A 19,266-nucleotide genomic window follows, 5' to 3' on the forward strand; every position below is an offset into this window, starting at 1 on the left:
GACTCAGGTGAAATCCGATAATTTCTGCCCGGAAACGATCAGCTCGTTGAGCAACATCTGACGGCGCTCCTCCGGCGTATCGCGACTCACCATAAAGCAGATTGCGGCGACCGCTTGCCCGCTTCGGGAACGAATCGGTGCGGCCATACAGCAGGTAAAACTTTCTGATAAGCCTTCCGTCAGGCAATATCCCTGCTGTCCGGCACGATGGATATCTTCGAGGAAGGCCTGTTTGTCGAGGACTTGCCCGCTCGCCAGACGGTAGTCCTCTTCGGGAATGAGATCGAGAATGGCACTATCCGACCAGTTACTGAGCAGCAGGCGACCGGTGGCAGTCCACGGAATCGGTACCCGCACCCCGACATCTGAGGTGATTTTGAACGGGTGGGCATTACTTTCCGACAGCACGACGGTGTACTTATTCCCTTCCAGCATACAGAGCTGCACCGTTTCGCCATGACGGGCAACGATCTCAACCATTAACTGATGTGAGCGGCGGATCAGATCGTTATGGGCCATGTAGTCCGCACCGTAATAGTGCATTTCACGGCCGAAGAACACCGCGCCGTCGGCATCCAGTTCAAGCAACCCGGCCTCACTCAGCAGGTTAACAAGTTCATATACGCTGGAACGCGGCGCGCCGGTGGCGTCGATCAAATCGCGCATCGCCATGGGCTGACGAGCGATATGCAACTGGCGAAAAATGTCGATAACCCGGTCAACACCGCGCGCCCGCGATGGCTTCTCGTCCGGCATAAGCAAATTCTCCTGATGCAGTCGGGCGGTCGCGCCAGACAGTAAAAAAGAAAAGCATCATACACCCAGCGTCGTCGTTAACCCATCCCCGTTAATTAAAATTTCATCGCCAGCATTTATATTTCTTTGTTCTATTTTGGGGCCTCATTTTAGCGCATGACCTGCAGGTTATTTTTTTAAATAACGACAGCGGTAACATTTCTGGCCAGGAATTTCCTTCATTACTTTTTTATTTTGCGATCGCGACAACATCACGAGAAATTAAATTCTCCGCGATATATTGCAAAAGCAAAAAACCTGTGCAAATCTTGCTCTATCCGATATTGCAGATATAAGTCTGATATACCAGACAACAAACACCCGGCACTAACGGGTATTCTCAGAACCAAAAGGAGCAGCGTTGCATGACGATTAAGCGTTATGGCATTGAAGGCGGCACCGGTACGGGTGGGCAGAAACTGCCGTTCGCACGGGCAGTTGAGGCCGATGGCTGGCTGTATATCTCAGGCCAGACACCGATGCGCGAGGGCGAAGTGGTGGAAGGCGGTATCATCGAACAGACGCAACTGGCGTTCGATAACTGTCTCACCATCATGCGGGAAGCAGGCTATCGCATAGAAGATGTTGTGCACGTTACGGCGGTATTAACCGACGCGCGCTATTTCAGTTCATTTAATAAAGTATTCAGAGAGATATTTAGTGATAATCCGCCAGCACGTATTTGTAGCGTGCAGGATTTAGTGGTCGACTGCAAAGTGGAAGTGGATATGAAATGTTTCCGCGCTGACCGCAAATAATTAAAACCGTTAAAACAGGCTGCGCTTTTTATTTTTTTCTTCGTCAACACCAGGACCGCCTGTTATTAATTGATGCTTTTGCTTTTTCACCAGAATATCCCGAAATAATCAGCGCTGCCGCTGCGCGGGCGATCGCCTGACTTATCACGGGTGACACGGTATTACGCCGTCTCGTCAAACATTAAAAAGAGAGCATAAAAAATGAATGCAACAACATCGCTGAAATTAAGTGCCGTAGCACTGGCCGGCGCGCTGGTATTGCTGGCTGCCGCAGGCTGTACGCCGACCGAAGAGAAAAAAGAAGCCGGTGCAGCGCCGCAGTCTGCACTGCAAACCGTCCTGCAGCGCGGCACACTGCGCGTGGGCGACTGCCTGAGCTTTGCCCCGTTTGGTTTTTACGATAAAGACGGCAACCCGGATGGTTATGACGTCGATCTGGCCAAAGCGCTGGCGAAAGAGATGGGCGTCAAACTGGAGATGGTCAACACCACCAGCGCCAACCGCATTCCTAACCTGCAAACCAATAAAGTCGACGTGGTGTTCTGTAACTTCACCCGCAATCTGGAGCGCGCCAAAGAGATCGGTTTCACCAACCCGTATGTCGTGGCGAGCGAAGCCATGCTGGTGCGTAAAAACAGCGGCATTCAGTCCGCGCATGACATGGCCGGAAAAACCATCGCCACGGTGAAAGGTTCCACCAACGGCGACGAAGTGCGCAATCTCGGCATCGACGTGAAAATTCAGGAGTATGACTCATCCCAGGCGGCGATTCTGGCGGTGAAGCAGGGACAGGCTGATGCGATGATCGAAGATAACAACTTCCTCGCCTATCAGGCGAAGCTCGATCCATCGCTGACCGTGACAAACGAAGCGCTGGTGCCGCTGGAGTACAACGCCTTTGGCGTGAAACAGGGCGATCAGGTGTGGACCAACTATCTGAACGAATTCCTTTTTGAAATCAACGCCTCCGGCGAGAACGCGCAGCTGTATGAGAAATGGTTTGGCAGTAAACCGCGCTACCCGCTGAATCCGCAATACTGATTGTTCGCCCGCGGTGCAGCAACCGATGCTGCACCGCCTGAAGGAGTCACACCATGAGTTATCAATGGCTAACCCTGTGGCGCTACGCCGACACCTTTCTGGACGCTGCCTGGCTGACGCTACAGGTCACGCTGCTGGCGTTTATCCTGGCGGTGGCACTCGGGCTGCTGGCTGCGCTGGCAAAATCCTCGCCGCTGGCGCCGGTACGCTGGCTCAGCCACTGTTACGTCGAGTTCATCCGCAATACCCCGGTGCTGTTGCAAATTTTCATTATCTTTTTTGGTCTGCCGTCGTTGGGTATCACCATGAGCGCCTTTACCGCAGGCGTGCTGGCGCTGGGGATTAACGTGGGCGCTTATCTGTCGGAAACCTTCCGCGCCGGCATTCAGTCAGTCGCGAAGGGGCAGCTCGAAGCGGCGTATATCCTCGGGATCCCGCGCCGACAGATCTTCCTCAGCGTGGTGCTGCCGCAGGCGGCGCGCGCGGTGTGGCCTGCCATTATCAATAACCTGATTCAGTTACTGCTCGGCACGTCGCTGCTCTCCGCCATCGCGCTGCCTGAACTGACCGGCACTGCAACGGTGATCAATGCGCGCACCCTGCTCTACATCCAGACCTTCAGTATTGTCGCGCTGGTCTATCTGGTGCTGAGCAATCTGTTCTCATGGCTTGGCAACATGGCAGGACGCCGGATGTTCCATCCGCCGCTGGTGACGCCGGTAAAAAAGCCCGGTTGGCGGTGGGCAAAAAAATGGCTGATTAACCCAGCGAAACGGGAGAATGCCCTATGAGCGAACTTATCATCAACTCGCTGCCAATCCTGCTGAAAGGCCTGGTCATCACGTTACTGCTCTCTGTCGCCGCTATCGTTGGCAGTACGCTGCTCGGGTTACTGGCGGCAGTGTTACGCACCAGCCGTTTGCCGGTCGCCAGGCAGATCGCCGTGCTCTATACCGAACTGTTTCGCGGGACGCCGGTACTGATCACGCTGATGTTTATCTATTTCGGCGTGGCGTACTTCGGCTATGAAATCAATCTGTTCGCCGCCGGGATCCTTGGCCTGAGCATTTATCAGGGCGCTTACATTGCCGAAGTATTCCGCGCCGGGATTGAAGCTGTCCCCAAAGGCCAGTGGGAGGTGTCGTGGATCCTTGGTCTGACAAAACGCCAGACGTTTCTAAGCGTGATCCTGCCGCAGACGCGCGGCATCGTGCTGCCGCCGCTGGTGGGCCAGTATCTTTCGCTGATTAAAGATACCTCGATTGTCAGCATGATCGGCATGTCGGAATTGATGCACCAGGGCCAGGCCATTGTCGATCGCATCGGTCAGCCGGTGGTGATTTATGGCCTGGTGGCCCTGCTCTACTTCGTTGTCTGCTTTCCGCTTTCCCGTTGGGTTCAACATCATCAAACCAGGAGCCAGTTATCATGAGCAAATCCGCCATTACGCTGAGCCGGATCACCAAATCCTTTGGCTCAACCCAGGTACTGAAAGAGATAAGCCTTGATGTCTCGCCCGGCGAAGTGCTGGTGCTGATTGGCGCATCCGGTTCCGGCAAAAGCACTGTATTACGCATTATGAGTGGGCTGGAAACCGCCGATGGCGGGGAAATCTGGGTGAATGAAGTACCGCTGCACGACCGCAAACGCAGCAGCGAAATCTGTGGCCACGTCGGCATGGTGTTTCAGCAGTTCAATCTGTTCCCCCATAAAACCGCGCTCGGTAACGTGACGCTGGCGTTGATTAAAGCGCAGAAACTGTCCGAGGCCGAAGCCAATAAACGCGGTATGGCGGCTCTGAGCCGTGTCGGGCTGGCCGAGCGCGCGCACCATTATCCGGCCCAGCTCTCCGGCGGTCAGCAGCAGCGCGTGGCGATTGCCCGCGCGCTGGCGGTGGAGCCGAAAATTATGTTTTTCGATGAAGCGACGTCCGCGCTCGATCCCGAACTGGTTGGCGAAGTGATGGAGGTGATGCGCAGCCTGGCGCGTGAAGGTATGACCATGGTGGTGGTCACCCACGAAATGGGTTTTGCGCGTAAAACCGCTGACCGCGTGGTGTTTATGGATCAGGGCGTGATCGCCGAGCAGGGTTCGCCGGAGCAGATCTTCGTCAATCCGCAGAATCCGCGCACCCAGCAGTTCTTATCGCGTGTGCTTGAGCACTAACAGGAGGCATGATGTCGATTCACTTTCCCCTGCAGGCGGACGGCGCGCTGGATGCGCTGCAACCTGCGCCGCGTTTTAAATCGGTCGCCGGATCCGGTAATCAGCCGCTGGCTAACGGTGTCCAGGTCTTTAACAGCCCGGATGTGTTTTCCCCACTGATGTTGATGAAGCAATCCGCGCTGGAGAATAACCTGCGTCAGCTGGCAGCGTTTTGTCGTGAGCAAGGCGTAATGCTGGCGGCACACGGCAAGACCTCAATGTCTGCGGCGATCCTGCGCCGCGCCGTCACTGAAGGCGGTGCCTGGGGATTGAGCGCCGCCACCCCAGCGCAGGTTCGCGCCTTGCGCCAGTTCGGCATTCGTAACGTCTTCCTCGCCAATGAACTGGTCGATCCTGCCGGCATTCGCTGGATAGGCGAATGGCAAAAGCAGCATCCCGACCATAATTTCCTGTGCTACGTCGATTCGCTACAGGGTGTTCGTCTGCTGGAGCAGCATCTCGGCGACAGCCGCATTGCGGTACTGCTGGAAATGTCAGTCAGCGGAGGGCGCACCGGCTGCCGTTCACCCGCTGAAGCACTGGAGATTGCCGCCGCGATTGCCGCCAGCCCTGCCCTGCAACTGGTGGGTGTTGCGGGTTATGAAGGCGCACTCGGTGCAGGACGTGATGCCGCAGGCGTGCAGCGCGTCAAAGATTACTGCCAGATGCTGATCGCCACGGCGGCGCTACTGGCTGAAAAACAGTTGTTTGCCAGCGAGCAGATTATCCTCAGTGCCGGTGGCGGCGCATGGTTCGACGTGGTGTCGGCGTGTTTTACGGCCGTGAATCTGCCACTGCCCATGACGCCGCTGATTCGATCCGGTGCTTACATGGCGCACGACAGCGGGCTGTACGCGCGCATTGCACCTTTTGCGCAGCCCGGAGCTACGCATCATTTCACCGCTGCGCTGGAGATCTGGGGACGGGTGTTGTCGCGCCCCGAGCCAGGCCTCGCGTTTGTTGATTTCGGGCGCCGCGATGTGCCGTTCGATCAGGATCTGCCCAATCCGCTGTGGGTGCGCAATATCGATGGCAGCGCCCCGCGTGCCGCGTCTGGCATGCGTATTAGCGAGGTGAACGATCAACATGCCTATTTGTTGCTGCCACAAGAGGATGCGTTAAAGCCCGGCGACTGGGTGGGTTGTGGTATTTCGCATCCCTGTACCGCCTTCGATAAATGGCGGTACTTGCCGCTGGTTGACGATGATTACTGCGTCACGGATTCACTGGAAACCGCATTCTGAGCCAAGCATCGGGCGGTAACGGCGCGATAGGTCGCGCTGTTTTTACCTGTGCGACTGCACCGCGCTTATCCGTTCTTTAACTACCACGACATGCAGGCCGGGAAGCGATTATTCCGGCCAGTACGATTCGGCTTTCACTTTTAATAAATGGCGTAAACGCTGCGCTTCCTTTTGCGGTGGGCACCCAAAGAACCGGCTAAATTCTCTGCTAAATTGTGTCGGACTGAGGTAGCCAACCCTGAAAGAGGCTTCGCTGGCCGTGACATTGCGCTTCACCATTAAAAAACGCGCCTGGTGCAGCCTGATGGAAATCAGATACTGTTTGGGTGTTGTGCCGGTGAATGCCCTGAAATGGCGATGAAAAGAGGGAGAGCTCATGCCGGCTTCTCTAGCCAGCGTCTCCACGTCAACAGGCTCCATAAACCGGGTATGCATCGTGCGGATGGCGCCAGCAATTTGCCTGAAATGCCCTTTTCCGGAAAGTGCCGCTCTGATGGAGGCTCCCTGCGTATCGATCAGGACGCGGTAATAAAGTTCTTTCAGAATACCCGGCCCCAGAATTCTGGCCTGCTCCTCATCAGAAAGCGCCAGCAGAAGGCGATATACCGTGTCGGCCAGTTCTTCTCCCAGCGGGCTGGAAAACATGATTCCCGCCTGCTCATTTTCGCTTACCTCGCTTTCGCCCATTTCAATCAGTAATTCGGCAATCGTGGCGACATCAAGCGATACGGACATAGCCAGCAGCGGTTCTTGCTGGCTGGCAGTCGTCTGGCTGTTGAAAGGAAGAGGCGCTGAGACCACCAGATAATGTCCGGGATCGTAAGTAAATTCCCGACCGCCCATCAAAGCGGTTTTCTTTCCCTGCAGCACAATGACAATGCACGGTTCGTAAAGGACGGGCGTGTGGGGCATCGACTCATTGACCCGCAACAGTTTTATCGCCGTCATACGGGTGCGCGAGTAGCCCTCATCAGGCGCAAGCGCCAGCAAAGCAGGGATCATTTTTCGCGTAAGGCTTGAGGTAAGTCCGGACACTGCCCCCCCGAATATATAAAAAGATAAATTTTTGCGTCTGTATAAGGTTATCGAACCCAATTCTGACAGAAAAAGATAATCTTTGTACAGGAACCTTCATTGTTGCATCGCTCTGCTTTCCCTATTCTTTTCGCAGCAAAAGAAAAGCGCAGACGTTATGTATTTCCTTTGTGAATCAACATGCTGCCTTATGACAGACACTGGCGGGAAAACGTCGCACTGAGACGCCCCGCTGCCGCCTGTCGCGCCTGGCGTAGTTTGAACAGATCCCCCGCTTTTCACACCGTCAGATCGGCAGCGCAATCAGATCAATACCGGCGGCTGAAGACGATGACGTTCAGGCGAGGCAATGCAAAATTTGAGGAATAAAAATGGCAGATTTTTTGGGATTAACGAACAAAGTGGCAATTGTCACGGGTGCCGCAGGTGATATTGGCAGGTCCACCGTAAAACGTCTTGTTAGTCATGACGCGAAGGTGCTGGCTCTCGATATCGACCCGGCAGTTCATGCCCTGGCACAGCGCAATCAGGTGGTGACGCAGATATGCGATGTCAGCCAGGAACAGGAAGTCATCAGCGCCCTCACTCTCGCGCAGGCGGAATTCGGCGGCGTGGACATTCTCATCAACAATGCGGGTAAGACCCTGAATAAACTCGCTACCGAAACATCCGTTGAAGAGTGGGACAGCATTATGGCCATTAATGCCAGAGGGTATTTTCTCCTGAGCCGGGAAAGCCTGAAGGTAATGCAGCCCCGCAGGCAGGGAGCGATTGTCAATGTGGCCTCCGTAGTGAGCATGGTGGGCATGAAAGCCACGTCCGCTTATTCGGCTTCTAAAGGCGCCATCGCGCAACTGACGAAAGTGCTGGCGCTGGAAGCCGCTGAGTATGACATCCGGGTTAATGCCGTCGCCCCCGGCGTCGTCGAAACAAATATTCTGTCCGGCATAGTGGAAGACAGTCGGGTGATGCTTGCCAGCTACGGCCACGCGCATCCCCTTGGACGAGTGGCTCAGCCGGAAGAAATTGCGGAAGCCATTATCTGGCTCGCCTCACCGAAAGCGAGTTTCGTGACGGGAACGGTATTAATGGCAGACGGCGGTTATACGGCACAGTAACAAGGAGGCAGTGATGAAAAAGCAGAGCATTTTAATTATCGGAGCCGAGAAAGGGCTGGGTCACGGGCTGACAGCAGCCTATCTGGAAGGGGGCTGGGACGTTTTCGCCACACACTTACCGGATGCGGATACCTCCGCCCTGCGCGCGCTGGCAGAGATCTACCCTGGCAATCTGATGACCGGCGAGATAGATGTCACCAACAGCGCCCATATCGGGCCACTTCTCGACAGGCTCCGCGAACGGCAGTTTGACGTTATTTTTATGGTGGCCGGAATTTACGGCCCCTTGCATCAGTCCGTGTTGCAGGCATCTGACACGGAATTCCAGCAAATTATGCTGACCAATGCGTTTGGCCCTGCCCGCCTGGCCCGGCACCTCCTGCCGGTACTTAAGCCTGCGGGAAGCCTGGTTTTTATGTCGTCGCATCGGGGGAGTATCGCCAGCAACACCGAACCGGGGATCGGTCTTGAGCTTTACCGGGCCAGTAAAGCGGCGCTGAATATGCTGGCGCGTTGTATATATATGGATATCAGCCAGGGAGAACAGACGGTACTGTCGATTCATCCTGGCTGGGTGGCGACGGCGATGGGCACGCTGGATGGTACGGTGGATGCGGAGATCGATGTAAAAACCAGCGTCAATGGCATGATCAGTGTGATTGAGCAACACCGCAACGCCAGAAGCCATCTGTTCCTCGATTACGAGAACAACAGCTGGCCCTGGTAATAACCGACAAACCAGCCTGTATCTTTTCCAGGTTTACCCCGGCCCCGGGAATACACATCCGGGGTTAGCCTGTTGGCGTTATTCAGAGAGCCGGGGGGATTGCTCAGGCCTCAACCCGCCTGTCGTATTTATTTTCCTCCGCATGCGTTCGATCGTATTCAGCCTGCGCCAGTGCAATGGCCGGACCAAACTCCTGCGCCCAGTTCGCCAGCGCAATAAAAGGCTGCTGCAGTGACTGCGCCAGCGGCGTAATGGTGTATTCCACACTCACCGGATGCGTGGAGAGAACGTGACGATCAATTAAACCGTTTCGCTCCAGACGTTTCAGCGCATCGGCCAGCGCTTTGTGGGTAATTCCGTCCAGCCGTCGGCGAAGTTCATTGAACCGGCAAGGTTCCGTACACAGCACCGTCAGAATTAATATCGACCATTTATTGGTGATATGTTCTAACACCAGGCGGGTATTTCGTTGTTCTATCAGGCAATTATCGTGGTTTTCTGGCATGGCGGTATAGTCACTTATAGTTGGTATAGCGAAAGTGCGTAATTGATATTAAGTATAGAATTTATATCATCTGTTTTCGAGACCTCAACCGGAGAAATCAGATGGGCAAGATAGAGAAAAAAGTCGCTGTGGTGCTTGGTGGTGCAAAAGGGATTGGGCTGGCGATCAGCCAGCGTTTAGCCACCGAGGGGGCTGTTACCTGGTTCACTTCACGCCGGGCAGAAGAGCTTGAGACAGCCAAAAGCAAAATATCAGGGACCGCGATGCCGCTGCAGGCCGATGTCAGTCAGAAGAACGAACTGAGCCGTATCATGCAGACCATTGCAGAAAAATCAGGTCAGATAGATATCCTGATCATCAATGCCGGAATGTCGGAATACGCCCCGCTTGAAGAGGTAAGTGAAGAGCATTTTGACCAGACGTTTGGCCTGAATGTTCGCTCCCCCGTTTTTGCCCTGCAGGCAGCATTGCCGTTGTTGAAACCCGGCAGCAGTGTCGTTCTCATCGGTTCAATTGCTGATGTTCTCGGCACACATGGATACGGCGTTTACTCGGCCAGCAAAGCCGCACTGCGCTCTTTTGCCCGCACCTGGACACGCGAACTTGCCGCGCGCGGTATCCGCGTTAACGTTGTTGCACCCGGACCGATAGACACAGACATGATGGCCGCAACCTCTGATGAGGTGCGTAAAGGCTTAACCAGCGCAATACCACTTGGCAGAATGGGCCAGCCTGAAGAGGTAGCCAACGCTGCATTTTTCCTCGCCAGTGACGAGAGTTGCTATATAGCAGGTGCTGAGATTTGCGTTGATGGCGGCATGACGCAGGTTTAAACCTTCATTCGACGGCCATCCCGGGATGGCCGTTCAAAGTAACGGCAATACCAGATGATGTCGGTTGTCCAGTCTGCAAATGCGCGCACTACTCGAGAAAGAACGCGTTGATGCGGGTACAGCACGTTGACCGGTACGGACAGCGCTCGTAATAGAGAACCACCCGACTCGCCAGGTTTATGGCATGTGCTGACCAGGCTGGTCCCGGCCAGCATCCCTGTAACTCTACGGGTCGCTTTTTGCGCAGTGAGGGTCAGTCTTTTCCTTGTGCAGAACTCAGGGCGAAGGGTTGATGCAGCGCCGGTAATGCAACGGACCTGACAGGCAGCCCTGAGCGAGGAGCGGAAGCTCGCACAATATAAAAGTGGCAAGGTTGCTTAAGTCATCAGAGCTGACAACGGAATGTTGACCATTTTGCAGGATGTCCGATGAATTCACGCAATGCGTCGAGAAATACCGTGCCGCTGTAAGCGGATGACGTAACGCGCGTAGCACATATATTTCTGCAAATACATATACTTGTGTGAATATCTCCGGCAAGAGGAGTGCCAACGCGCCACTGTTAATGTCATCCCTAGCGATCCGCCAACAGAAACGCAATCCCCAGCCCTTAATCGCCGCCTGACGAATTATTTCGAAATCATCACAACCGAACATGCGTAAGCTACTGTTTTCTCAGACCGAATGGCCAGTCATGCTCGACCAGCAACACAGTTCCGCACCGTGCTGGACTGCCCCCACCCGCCAGACGATCCTGCCCTATAGTTGGGGGCTGATATGCGCTTATTATTTCCTTTATTTTTTAAGTCAGAGATTTATAACGTGTGTAGTATCACCTTCAAAGAAACGAACCACATTCTCAAAGGCTGCTTTGAAATATAATTCATACCCAGCTTTTTCTACATAACCCAGATGGGGTGTACACAGAACGTTCGGCATGTGTAAGAAAGGGTTATCGGTATCATAGACAGGTTCTTGCTCATAGACATCCAGAGCCGCATATCCGGGACGACCTTGCCGCAAAGCCTCATAAAGCGCACCGTCTGAAACAAGCTCAGCACGACTTGTGTTCACAAATAAAGCATCCCCTTTCATTTTAGAAAGATCACTGAGGGTAATATTTCCTTCAGTTTGCGCCACCAGGCGTTGATGTACTGTGATGATGTCAGAAGTGGAAAAAAACTGCTCTCGGTTTTCCGGCACATGCAATCCAACGGCACGAGCTTCTTCTTGCGCGCGCTCACTCCCCCATATTTGAATCCGCATCCCGAATGCCTGAGCATAATTTGCAATCTTCTTGCCTATTTTCCCGTATCCCAGTATTCCAATAAGCTGATTATTTACCGCAGAACCCATTTCTGTCTGCCACAACCCTTTTTTCATGGCCTCCACTGACGAAATTAATTTTCTTCTGGAAGCCATAATTAACAGCCATGTTAATTCAGCAGGTGCAACAGGCGAACCAATACCTTCAACTATGGCAACACCGGCCCGGGTACATGCATCAATATCGACATTTCTGGCTAACTTGCCAGTTTGACTGATCAGTTTCAGATTAGGCGTACGTCTTAAAAAAGCGTCGTCAATAACCGTTCGCTCTCTGATTAATATTAATGCCTGTGCAGTAGCAAGCTGGTTTTCAATATGGGGAGTTTTACTCAAATCCCCAACGGAAACACAGGAGTATTTATCATTGCTTTGCAGAAAGTTAAGCGAAGTCGTAGCTAACTGGTAATCATCTGGAATAAGAACTTGAATAGGCATTCTTCACCCTGATTCTGGATTAGTTTCACTTTCATATTATTTCAAACAAGGATGAAGCTATATCTTATTATTTAGCTTTCCCTGCCACTAATAATGATCCATTTATTGAACGATTTAAGTTTATCAGGAAGATGCCTCTTGTAAAGACCACCTTAAAGGAAGGTTATTTTTTTATTTGTTTTACACCAGTATTTAAAATCACGAAACAATACATATCCAATATAAAACTTTATACTTAGAGTGATTATTCCACTGTAAAGCCAGATTAGATGCGGTTCCACTTAGACCTGAACCTCAAAACCATCAATGGGCGATCATTTTATTTCATTTAAAAGATATCAATATTTCGAACACTACATCTTTCTGTTTGGATGGTTGAATTTTAAAGTCAAAACAGCGAAAGCGTCAGAGAGGAATAAACTCTCCAAGTGCACTGCAATCACACCACAACCGTAACGCAGCAGGTGTCGCTGCGTTTGTAAGAGGATATTGAACCTGTAAACCGCCGATAGTGCACGAGGCACTCCACCGGCGTCGTCACTTTTCGGACCAGGACATCTGAAACCATGGCAACGCAATTTTTTTAATCAAGGCTTGAACGACGGTATTTCATTGATGATCAGAAGCCTTAAAACAAGCAATTGAGTAACAAAAGATCATACAGGTCATGCTGTTACCCTGTATGTGGATTCATAGCCTTACACCGGGTTTTAAGGTCTGCAAAACTCACAGGACGGATGTGAAACGACACCCCAACCAATTCAATGCATTGTCAGAAATTCCGTGAGGTTTAACTCCCGACGAAGGGGGGGAAGTGAACTGAAAGGCTACTCTGCGAGAAGCGGACCTTTTTATATTCTTTTAGCCATTCAAATTACCGTTTAAAGCGTCACCCGCGTCACATCTCAGCAGCCCTTTCACTGGTCTGCTGGCGAGTGATTATGTGTTGAGATGCCTGCCTGAACGAGACTGGCTCTCCCGGAACGAAAAATGAGGTTTGGCATTTTTGCCGTTACACCATTATAAGTACACATTCACTATGCCCACTTACTGTATCTGACGAGCAATTTTATGAATGAAAACAACGCCTGGAGCAAGCGCTATACACTCACTGTAAAAAGCCAGCCGAAAGCAATATGGCAGGCCTTTGTCGACACCGATAACTGGAAACGATGGAACCCTGGCGTAAAGTCAATCACTATCGAGGGGCCATTTCATACGGGAACATGGTTCACGATGGAGCTACCTGAAGGAGAGGTTGTCCGTAGTCAGCTTACTGATGTTTCTGAAGAAAAATATTTCATTGACGAGACCTGGGTGGATGAAACACGGGTCAACGTTGAACATCGTATTGAGGCATCCGGCCCCGATGAGAGTATCGTGACGTATGCGATCAGTACTCAGGGTCCCCAGGCTAAGGCTTTCGGAGAAGGGATCAGCTCGGACTTCCCGGAAGTCATGGCGGGATTGGCTACATACCTGTCCGAAACAGGCTCAATGTAATGGCATCTGAATTCCAGTTTTGTCGGCGGGTGGATGATGATCCTGCGTAATTGCCACAGAGCATAACGGTTTGGTACACGCTGGCATTTATTAAGTCATCAATTTGAGAAAAATTATGAAAAAATCGATAGTTCCTGAACAATTTCAGCATTATTTCGATGACTGGCACTTCTCCCCCGTCATCGACGCTGATGGCACAGTGTACCTTTCAGGTGTTACCGCGGCACGCAAGGAAAAACCGATAAGTAAGCATCCTGAAGAACAATTCCACGATGCGTTTTATAAGCTGGGTGTTTATTTAAACGCCGCCGGTTTGGGCTATGAACATATACTTGAGATGACCACTTTTCATATTGATCTTAAAAAACATATAGACGTTTTTTCGAAAGTAAAAGATGAGTATATAAAGGCGCCATACCCGGCATGGTCCGCCATTGGCGTATCAGAATTCATTCCAGAAAATGCGCTTGTGGAAATGCGGATTGTGGCTAAAAGGTAATTTCCGCATGTCAAATTTTATGAGGATTGCACCGTGAGTGCTAAATTAATTGAGCCTTTGATGTCGGATTTATATATCCTGGAACCCTTAGATAAAGCTCATGCTAAGGAAATGTATGCAGGATTATGTTCTGTTGACGATTATAAGTTTATACCGACCAACCCACCGGCAAACCTGGATGAGTTGACAGCGCGTTATGAGAGAATATCTCAGCGTTACTCGCCGGATAAGAGCCAAATATGGCTAAACTGGGTGATTATACATCGTCAGTCTGGTGCATACCTTGGGTATGTCCAGTCGACCATTATGATTGAAAAAAACTGGGCATATATTGCTTATCATGTGTTTGGCAGGTATCAAAAACGCGGGGTGGCAAAACAGTGTGTGCGTATGGTAATAGATTTTTTATTTAAACATTATCATTTATCTCATATCGACGCATTGATTGACTCTCGTAACCTGGCCTCAATTGGTTTAGTGGAATCTTTGAAACTAAAGAAAATTAATGAGCTGAAAGATGCGGACTTTTTCAAAGGTTCGACCAGCGATGAATTTCATTATAGAATTTTTAATAATGAATGGACGACAAAAGCGTGAGGTTATAATTATACATCACAGGAACTATGAAAAATGATTAACCGACAGGGAAATAAAAGACGTTCATATAATAATTATTGACATTGCCCCCCATTTAACTATTGGAATATCGCTATTCGTCATGCCCTTCCCCCATCACACAGTCGCCTGTAAAGCCTGTTCAAATGAGAAACGTGTTTACTTTGCGCGGCCCCCTGCCAGTCAATCTCTCGATATACTTGCAAGGTTTGTACGCTTCTCGCACGAATGCGTCGGCCCTGAGCAGATATGCCCGCTCAGCACGAAAAGCGGACGCGGAGCCTGTTGCATCACGTATCCCTTAATCGTGACTACCTGAATTGGTAGTCCCCCTCTTCATGCGAACCTGAAAACTTGTGGCGTTTCGCGAGCCTGGGTATTCTCATTCAGGGTCCGTGCTGCCCGCCGCTCGCTTCCTGAAAGGAAAAGGTGAAAGCATCTAAGTTCTCAACCTCATTAATTTTAAAACTCTTGATGGTCGGGACGTGGTAATGCGAGCACCACCATTTCCTGACAGCAGGAGAAAATATGTTTTCCATCGAGCAAGCCAAACAAATGGCGGCAAAGTTAAAAGCCTCTCTTGAGTTGCGTGAACATAAGCTTTCTTATTCCACCGCGCTCGAAACGGTTGCACACCAGTTAGGCTTCAGAGACTGGAACACAGCGGCAGCAACGTTGCCCCCGCAGATCCCACAGTCTCAAATCCAATTCAGCAAACCCATCCCTATCCTGCGAATTTTTGATGTCCGCAAAGCGCAGGAGTTCTATCTTGAATTTCTGTCATTCAGCGTTGAGTTTGAACACCGGTTCGAGCCTGGCTTACCGCTGTATATGGGCATTGCCCGAGAAGGGTTGCAATTACATCTTTCTGAACATCACGGTGACGCCAGCCCGGGCGCAACGATATTTATCCCTTTGAATAATATTGCGTTGCTCAGAAATGAACTCCACAGCAAACAATATGGATACGGCCGCCCGGAAATCGTGAAGCAAGACTGGGGAGACGTTATGGAAGTCCACGACCCGTTTGGCAACCGGCTGCGCTTCTGTCAACAAAGCTAGTTTGCCCTTCTTGAACAGGGGGATCGTCACCGGCGCTTTCCTCCTTATTAAGGCAGTCATGAATGGCACAAACCAGCCTGTCAATAACGCAACCTTGTCTGCCATGTGCGATAAGCAACCACGCGGTTTTCAGGCATATCCCCGGCGCCTTCTCTACTACCCGCATTGCAATGTGTCGCCCGCTCTGCGAGCGGTTATAGAAACGTTGAGAATTAAACGGATAAAGTGGATGTATCCCATGGTGGCTAAACGATGTCCGTTGTTACTCCAGCCCTGCCGCAGGAAAGTGGTGAGCAAAAGGCTGATGTCTGGGGTAATGGTGAAAATGACACGACAGGATTAATCATATTTCAGGCCTGGCAACGCGCTTTTAACGCCTTCTGGTTGCGTGTCAATCAGAGAGCACGCGCTAATTTGCCGTTTTTCCCTTCCCGTAAACAGCCCTATTGGCATTTAAAAACTCAGGAATGTTTAATGAAATCTGAAGCGCTCCTTTCCAGACGTCATCTGAACATTTTTATATTTACCGCTGCGCTGACTCTCTTCATGACAGGATATACACCTTCAGCTCATTCTGCAGACAGCAAACCTGTAAAGATCGCGGTTTACCGGGGGGAAGCGGGTTGCGAGGGCTGCTCGGAAATGGTTGTAAAATCGCTCCTTAATACCGACCTGAAACTCTCCATCAGCTATATGGGTGAGAACGAAAAGCTCACGTTGAACCGCCAGAACCTGAAGGGTTTTGATTTGTATATTCAGCCCGGTGGCGGACAGGACATCCCTGCGGCTTACGATGCGATAGGTGATGAGGGCGCTGACGCGATCCGGGATTTTGTCCGTTCCGGTAAGGGGTATCTTGGGATATGTATGGGCGCTTATCTTGCTGACAAAGACTGGATAGGGCTTATCAATGCCCCCCTTGATTCAGAAGCTGGCAGGCCGGGTGCAGAGGCTAATGACGAAGGAGACTACACGCTTTCCGTTAAATGGGGAGGCAAAGAGGAATCGTTTTACTATCAGGATGGCCCCTATCTGAGTAACAGCGCTGAAAGCCCCGGCTATACCCCCATCGCTTATTACCTGAATGGCGACGTTGCAATGGCGGCCTACACCTTTGGAAAAGGTAAGGTTGTGCTTACCGGCCCTCATCCAGAAGCTGATGAAAGCTGGATTAACGCAAGCAAACCCGGGTATATCCCTGCAGCAAGCAAAATGACACGCCTGCTGAAATATCTGGACCCGCAGAAAGATTGAACACCAACGGCGGCAATACGCGCCTCCCTGCCCCATCGCCAGGATATCGGGTATTCGTAATCGGGCCTGCCGTACCCTGGCATCGCAGTTCAGTATCGTATTAATGACGTTGAAATTAACGCCCTGCTCAAATTCAGTGATTGGTTTCCAACAAAAACTATACCATTACCGCTGGTCTGCAATATCGTTTCTAAATCAGCGCTGCGTATATAGTCTTTACAGACACGAAGCCCCTGACGGGGCTTTTTTTATAGCCATATTCTCTGAAAAATATCCTGCAAAAGGATTTCAATTAGGCAGCAGCCCCCATTGATTCGCCTCTTAGATCAGATATAAACGCGACATCATGCCCTTGTCATACTCTGCATCCAGTCCCGCATGGATGCCGCAATAAAGGCGGCTTCCCCGGCCTCGAACATCCCTATTTCGCCGGATGCGTAGTGAAATCGATCCTGTCCATCAAAAAACAGTGCGTCTTATGATCGTGAGAATTGAGTACGCATCCACAGGGCTTACTCACGAGTAATGCCTGGCGACATCAGTGCCTGCTCGCTTTGCTTTATGGGCCGGTAAGCTTGCGTATTTTGCGGTAAATCTTCGCATTGCTCACACCTTAAGCGAATAGTCATGAAAGCTTAAAATCTTGCTTGACCGTTTCAGTACAACTCCCTATAGTAGCGCCCCGTTGCCCCCAGTACTGGCTGGCAGCGATACAATGTGGTGAGGTGTCCGAGTGGCTGAAGGAGCACGCCTGGAAAGTGTGTATACGGCAACGTATCGGGGGTTCGAATCCCCCCCTCACCGCCATCATTCAAAGAAGAGCTCGCAGGCAAATGCGGGCTTTTTTTTCGCATATCGCACTCCACCAGGGGGGTGAGAAGCCCCGACCGGGGGTCGACAACTGGCGCAGCCAGTTGGACAGACCATGAACGCAGTGAATGGGCTGCCCGCAGGGTGAGCGCAGCGAATCAATCCCCCCTCACCGCCATCATTCAAAGAAGAGCCCGCATGCAAATGCGGGCTCTTTTTCGCATATCGCACTCCACCAGGGGGGTGAGAAGCCCCGACCAGGGGTCGACAACTGGCGCAGCCAGTTGGACAGACCATGAACGCTGTGAATGGGCTGCCCGTACAAAAACGCCGGGAGCGTTTTTGAACAACGCTGGCGTTGGCCCCAAAGGGGTGAGACCCAGGGAAGAGCCGAGTAATAGTGAGCGCAGCGAATCAATCTCCCCCACAGCCATATTCTGCATGTCATAAGCAGCCATAACCCATGACAAAAGGGGTCAATATCAGCGTGCGAGGCGTGACAACGCTGACGTTAAATATGCTGCTGCCGCCATTGCCTGACATGGTCTACCAGGGCGCGTAGTTTAGGTGCCATATTTCGGCGTTGCGGAAAGTAGAGATAGAAGCCAGGGAAATAAGGAAGATAATCGTCCAGCAATGAGACAAGCTGTCCGCTTTGAACAAACGGTCTGAACGTATCCTCTGTGGCAAACGTAATTCCGCCACCGGCAAGCGCGAGCCGCAGCATCAGGCGCAGATCATTAGTGGTGATCTGTGGTTCAATCGCCAGGCTGAAAGGTTCTCCCGCCTCCTCAAATGCCCAGCGGTAAGGAGCGACATCTTTGGCAGGACGCCAGCCGATACACCGGTGATGGATCAATTCACGCGGATGTGCGGGTGCGCTGTTCGTCGCGAGATACGCGGGCGAGGCAACCGCCATTTCACGTTGTTTTTCGGTAAGCGGGACGGCGATCATATCCTTTTCAATCACCTCTCCAAGCCTTACGCCAGCATCATAACCCGCAGCCACAATATCAAACTCCTCATCCGTCACGACAATATCGACCGTCACGGCAGGGTTGGCCGCCGCAAACGAGGCAATCAGCGGGCCGGAAAGAAATACTTCGGCTATCGAGGTCACGGCGATGCGAAGGCATCCGCGCGGCATATTCTCCGACGCGACCTCTTCGAACGCCGTTTCAATACTGGATAACGGCAATGACAGGGACTGACGCAACCGTTCTCCCGCCTCCGTCAGCGTTACTGAGCGCGTCGTACGCATTACCAGCATTGTGCCGAACGCATCTTCAAGCCGTCTTATTCCCTGACTGATTGCCGATCGGGTGACGCCCAGGCGAGCAGCCGCCGCGCTGAAATTACGCTCTTCTGCCACCGCGATAAAAACCGGTACAAGGTTGAGATCAATTTTCATTGTTTAACGCTGCTAACCAGTGAGTCCAGTAACAGCAGGATACTGGAACCAATCGTTACGTTCTATGATCGTTTCGAACTCAAATGA

20 protein-coding genes and 1 tRNA gene are annotated in these 19,266 nt (G+C 51.7%); 16 read left to right on the forward strand and 5 right to left on the reverse strand.

Annotated elements, in window-relative coordinates; all coding sequences use genetic code 11:
• Positions 1–3 precede the first annotated feature (3 nt).
• Positions 4–756, reverse strand: a complete 753-nt coding sequence (locus RT644_RS10040; RefSeq protein ID WP_097407862.1) for an IclR family transcriptional regulator — start codon at positions 754–756, stop codon at positions 4–6.
• 404 nt (positions 757–1,160) lie between these two features.
• Here RT644_RS10040 and RT644_RS10045 point away from each other — a divergent pair, with 404 nt between their 5' ends.
• The 6 genes from RT644_RS10045 to RT644_RS10070 all read left to right on the forward strand — a co-directional run bounded on the left by RT644_RS10045 (position 1,161) and on the right by RT644_RS10070 (position 6,043).
• The gene (locus RT644_RS10045; RefSeq protein ID WP_313626520.1) at positions 1,161–1,553 is read left to right on the forward strand and encodes a RidA family protein; all 393 of its coding nucleotides are present in this window, start codon (positions 1,161–1,163) and stop codon (positions 1,551–1,553) included.
• Between the two features lie 201 nt (positions 1,554–1,754).
• A complete protein-coding gene (locus RT644_RS10050; RefSeq protein ID WP_313626521.1) occupies positions 1,755–2,594 on the forward strand; it encodes a transporter substrate-binding domain-containing protein in 840 nt (279 codons plus the stop codon).
• Positions 2,595–2,647: 53 nt separating this feature from the next.
• The gene (locus RT644_RS10055; RefSeq protein WP_045506921.1) at positions 2,648–3,385 is read left to right on the forward strand and encodes an amino acid ABC transporter permease; all 738 of its coding nucleotides are present in this window, start codon (positions 2,648–2,650) and stop codon (positions 3,383–3,385) included.
• Positions 3,382–4,026, forward strand: a complete 645-nt coding sequence (locus RT644_RS10060; RefSeq protein ID WP_045506919.1) for an amino acid ABC transporter permease — start codon at positions 3,382–3,384, stop codon at positions 4,024–4,026. The genes RT644_RS10055 and RT644_RS10060 overlap by 4 nt, the downstream gene beginning before the upstream one ends.
• Entirely contained in the window at positions 4,023–4,760 is a 738-nt protein-coding gene (locus tag RT644_RS10065; protein ID WP_020457349.1) for an amino acid ABC transporter ATP-binding protein, read from the forward strand. The genes RT644_RS10060 and RT644_RS10065 overlap by 4 nt, the downstream gene beginning before the upstream one ends.
• Positions 4,761–4,771: 11 nt before the next feature.
• Positions 4,772–6,043: an alanine racemase gene (locus RT644_RS10070; protein WP_313626748.1), complete on the forward strand. Its 1,272-nt coding sequence runs from the start codon at positions 4,772–4,774 to the stop codon at positions 6,041–6,043.
• A 108-nt stretch (positions 6,044–6,151) separates the two neighbouring features.
• Here the strand turns inward: RT644_RS10070 and RT644_RS10075 are convergent, their stop codons facing one another.
• Positions 6,152–7,033, reverse strand: a complete 882-nt coding sequence (locus tag RT644_RS10075; RefSeq protein ID WP_233500354.1) for an AraC family transcriptional regulator — start codon at positions 7,031–7,033, stop codon at positions 6,152–6,154.
• Positions 7,034–7,449: 416 nt separating this feature from the next.
• Between RT644_RS10075 and RT644_RS10080 the strand changes: the two genes are divergently transcribed.
• Positions 7,450–8,196 (forward strand): SDR family oxidoreductase, encoded by a 747-nt coding sequence (locus RT644_RS10080; protein ID WP_313626523.1) that lies wholly within the window; start codon positions 7,450–7,452, stop codon positions 8,194–8,196.
• Between the two features lie 13 nt (positions 8,197–8,209).
• Complete coding sequence (locus RT644_RS10085) at positions 8,210–8,923, forward strand: SDR family oxidoreductase (RefSeq protein ID WP_313626524.1); 714 nt, start codon at positions 8,210–8,212, stop codon at positions 8,921–8,923.
• 103 nt (positions 8,924–9,026) lie between these two features.
• On the opposite strand, the gene RT644_RS10090 is transcribed toward RT644_RS10085, so the two are convergent.
• Positions 9,027–9,428 (reverse strand): winged helix-turn-helix transcriptional regulator, encoded by a 402-nt coding sequence (locus RT644_RS10090; RefSeq protein ID WP_020457344.1) that lies wholly within the window; start codon positions 9,426–9,428, stop codon positions 9,027–9,029.
• A gap of 101 nt (positions 9,429–9,529) precedes the next feature.
• Between RT644_RS10090 and RT644_RS10095 the strand changes: the two genes are divergently transcribed.
• Positions 9,530–10,261, forward strand: coding sequence for an SDR family NAD(P)-dependent oxidoreductase (locus RT644_RS10095; RefSeq protein ID WP_020457343.1), 732 nt, complete (start codon positions 9,530–9,532; stop codon positions 10,259–10,261).
• 807 nt (positions 10,262–11,068) lie between these two features.
• Here the strand turns inward: RT644_RS10095 and RT644_RS10100 are convergent.
• On the reverse strand, positions 11,069–12,025 hold the full coding sequence (locus tag RT644_RS10100; protein ID WP_313626525.1) for a D-2-hydroxyacid dehydrogenase family protein: 957 nt from the start codon (positions 12,023–12,025) through the stop codon (positions 11,069–11,071).
• 1,071 nt (positions 12,026–13,096) lie between these two features.
• Here RT644_RS10100 and RT644_RS10105 point away from each other — a divergent pair.
• The 7 genes from RT644_RS10105 to RT644_RS10135 all read left to right on the forward strand — a co-directional run bounded on the left by RT644_RS10105 (position 13,097) and on the right by RT644_RS10135 (position 17,765).
• On the forward strand, positions 13,097–13,528 hold the full coding sequence (locus tag RT644_RS10105) for an SRPBCC family protein (protein WP_313626527.1): 432 nt from the start codon (positions 13,097–13,099) through the stop codon (positions 13,526–13,528).
• 115 nt (positions 13,529–13,643) lie between these two features.
• Positions 13,644–14,027 carry a Rid family hydrolase gene (locus RT644_RS10110; protein ID WP_313626528.1) on the forward strand — a complete coding sequence of 128 codons (384 nt, stop codon included), beginning with the start codon at positions 13,644–13,646 and terminating at the stop codon, positions 14,025–14,027.
• A gap of 33 nt (positions 14,028–14,060) precedes the next feature.
• Complete coding sequence (locus RT644_RS10115; RefSeq protein ID WP_313626529.1) at positions 14,061–14,624, forward strand: GNAT family N-acetyltransferase; 564 nt, start codon at positions 14,061–14,063, stop codon at positions 14,622–14,624.
• A gap of 546 nt (positions 14,625–15,170) precedes the next feature.
• Entirely contained in the window at positions 15,171–15,704 is a 534-nt protein-coding gene (locus RT644_RS10120) for a glyoxalase superfamily protein (protein WP_020457337.1), read from the forward strand.
• Between the two features lie 474 nt (positions 15,705–16,178).
• Positions 16,179–16,958: a BPL-N domain-containing protein gene (locus tag RT644_RS10125; RefSeq protein WP_409521847.1), complete on the forward strand. Its 780-nt coding sequence runs from the start codon at positions 16,179–16,181 to the stop codon at positions 16,956–16,958.
• Between the two features lie 66 nt (positions 16,959–17,024).
• Positions 17,025–17,171 carry an omptin family outer membrane protease gene (locus RT644_RS23635; RefSeq protein ID WP_409521848.1) on the forward strand — a complete coding sequence of 49 codons (147 nt, stop codon included), beginning with the start codon at positions 17,025–17,027 and terminating at the stop codon, positions 17,169–17,171.
• Positions 17,172–17,677: 506 nt separating this feature from the next.
• Positions 17,678–17,765, forward strand: a tRNA-Ser gene (locus RT644_RS10135).
• 514 nt (positions 17,766–18,279) lie between these two features.
• Here the strand turns inward: RT644_RS10135 and RT644_RS10140 are convergent.
• The gene (locus RT644_RS10140) at positions 18,280–19,179 is read right to left on the reverse strand and encodes a LysR family transcriptional regulator (RefSeq protein ID WP_313626531.1); all 900 of its coding nucleotides are present in this window, start codon (positions 19,177–19,179) and stop codon (positions 18,280–18,282) included.
• Positions 19,180–19,266: the final 87 nt, after the last annotated feature.

Origin of the sequence: Kosakonia sp., assembly GCF_032104925.1 — a bacterium.
Taxonomy (GTDB): domain Bacteria; phylum Pseudomonadota; class Gammaproteobacteria; order Enterobacterales; family Enterobacteriaceae; genus Kosakonia.

Bases quoted from the DNA above. Each gene is read 5' to 3' on its own strand.
- RT644_RS10050 (WP_313626521.1), top strand. From the start codon at position 1,755: ATGAATGCAACAACATCGCTGAAATTAAGTGCCGTAGCACTGGCCGGC.
- RT644_RS10045 (WP_313626520.1), top strand. From the start codon at position 1,161: ATGACGATTAAGCGTTATGGCATTGAAGGCGGCACCGGTACGGGTGGG.
- RT644_RS10140 (WP_313626531.1), bottom strand. From the start codon at position 19,179: ATGAAAATTGATCTCAACCTTGTACCGGTTTTTATCGCGGTGGCAGAA.
- RT644_RS10080 (WP_313626523.1), top strand. From the start codon at position 7,450: ATGGCAGATTTTTTGGGATTAACGAACAAAGTGGCAATTGTCACGGGT.
- RT644_RS10055 (WP_045506921.1), top strand. From the start codon at position 2,648: ATGAGTTATCAATGGCTAACCCTGTGGCGCTACGCCGACACCTTTCTG.
- RT644_RS10125 (WP_409521847.1), top strand. From the start codon at position 16,179: ATGAAATCTGAAGCGCTCCTTTCCAGACGTCATCTGAACATTTTTATA.
- RT644_RS10065 (WP_020457349.1), top strand. From the start codon at position 4,023: ATGAGCAAATCCGCCATTACGCTGAGCCGGATCACCAAATCCTTTGGC.
- RT644_RS10100 (WP_313626525.1), bottom strand. From the start codon at position 12,025: ATGCCTATTCAAGTTCTTATTCCAGATGATTACCAGTTAGCTACGACT.
- RT644_RS10090 (WP_020457344.1), bottom strand. From the start codon at position 9,428: ATGCCAGAAAACCACGATAATTGCCTGATAGAACAACGAAATACCCGC.
- RT644_RS10085 (WP_313626524.1), top strand. From the start codon at position 8,210: ATGAAAAAGCAGAGCATTTTAATTATCGGAGCCGAGAAAGGGCTGGGT.
- RT644_RS10060 (WP_045506919.1), top strand. From the start codon at position 3,382: ATGAGCGAACTTATCATCAACTCGCTGCCAATCCTGCTGAAAGGCCTG.
- RT644_RS10120 (WP_020457337.1), top strand. From the start codon at position 15,171: ATGTTTTCCATCGAGCAAGCCAAACAAATGGCGGCAAAGTTAAAAGCC.
- RT644_RS10110 (WP_313626528.1), top strand. From the start codon at position 13,644: ATGAAAAAATCGATAGTTCCTGAACAATTTCAGCATTATTTCGATGAC.
- RT644_RS10105 (WP_313626527.1), top strand. From the start codon at position 13,097: ATGAATGAAAACAACGCCTGGAGCAAGCGCTATACACTCACTGTAAAA.
- RT644_RS10040 (WP_097407862.1), bottom strand. From the start codon at position 756: ATGCCGGACGAGAAGCCATCGCGGGCGCGCGGTGTTGACCGGGTTATC.
- RT644_RS10095 (WP_020457343.1), top strand. From the start codon at position 9,530: ATGGGCAAGATAGAGAAAAAAGTCGCTGTGGTGCTTGGTGGTGCAAAA.
- RT644_RS10070 (WP_313626748.1), top strand. From the start codon at position 4,772: ATGTCGATTCACTTTCCCCTGCAGGCGGACGGCGCGCTGGATGCGCTG.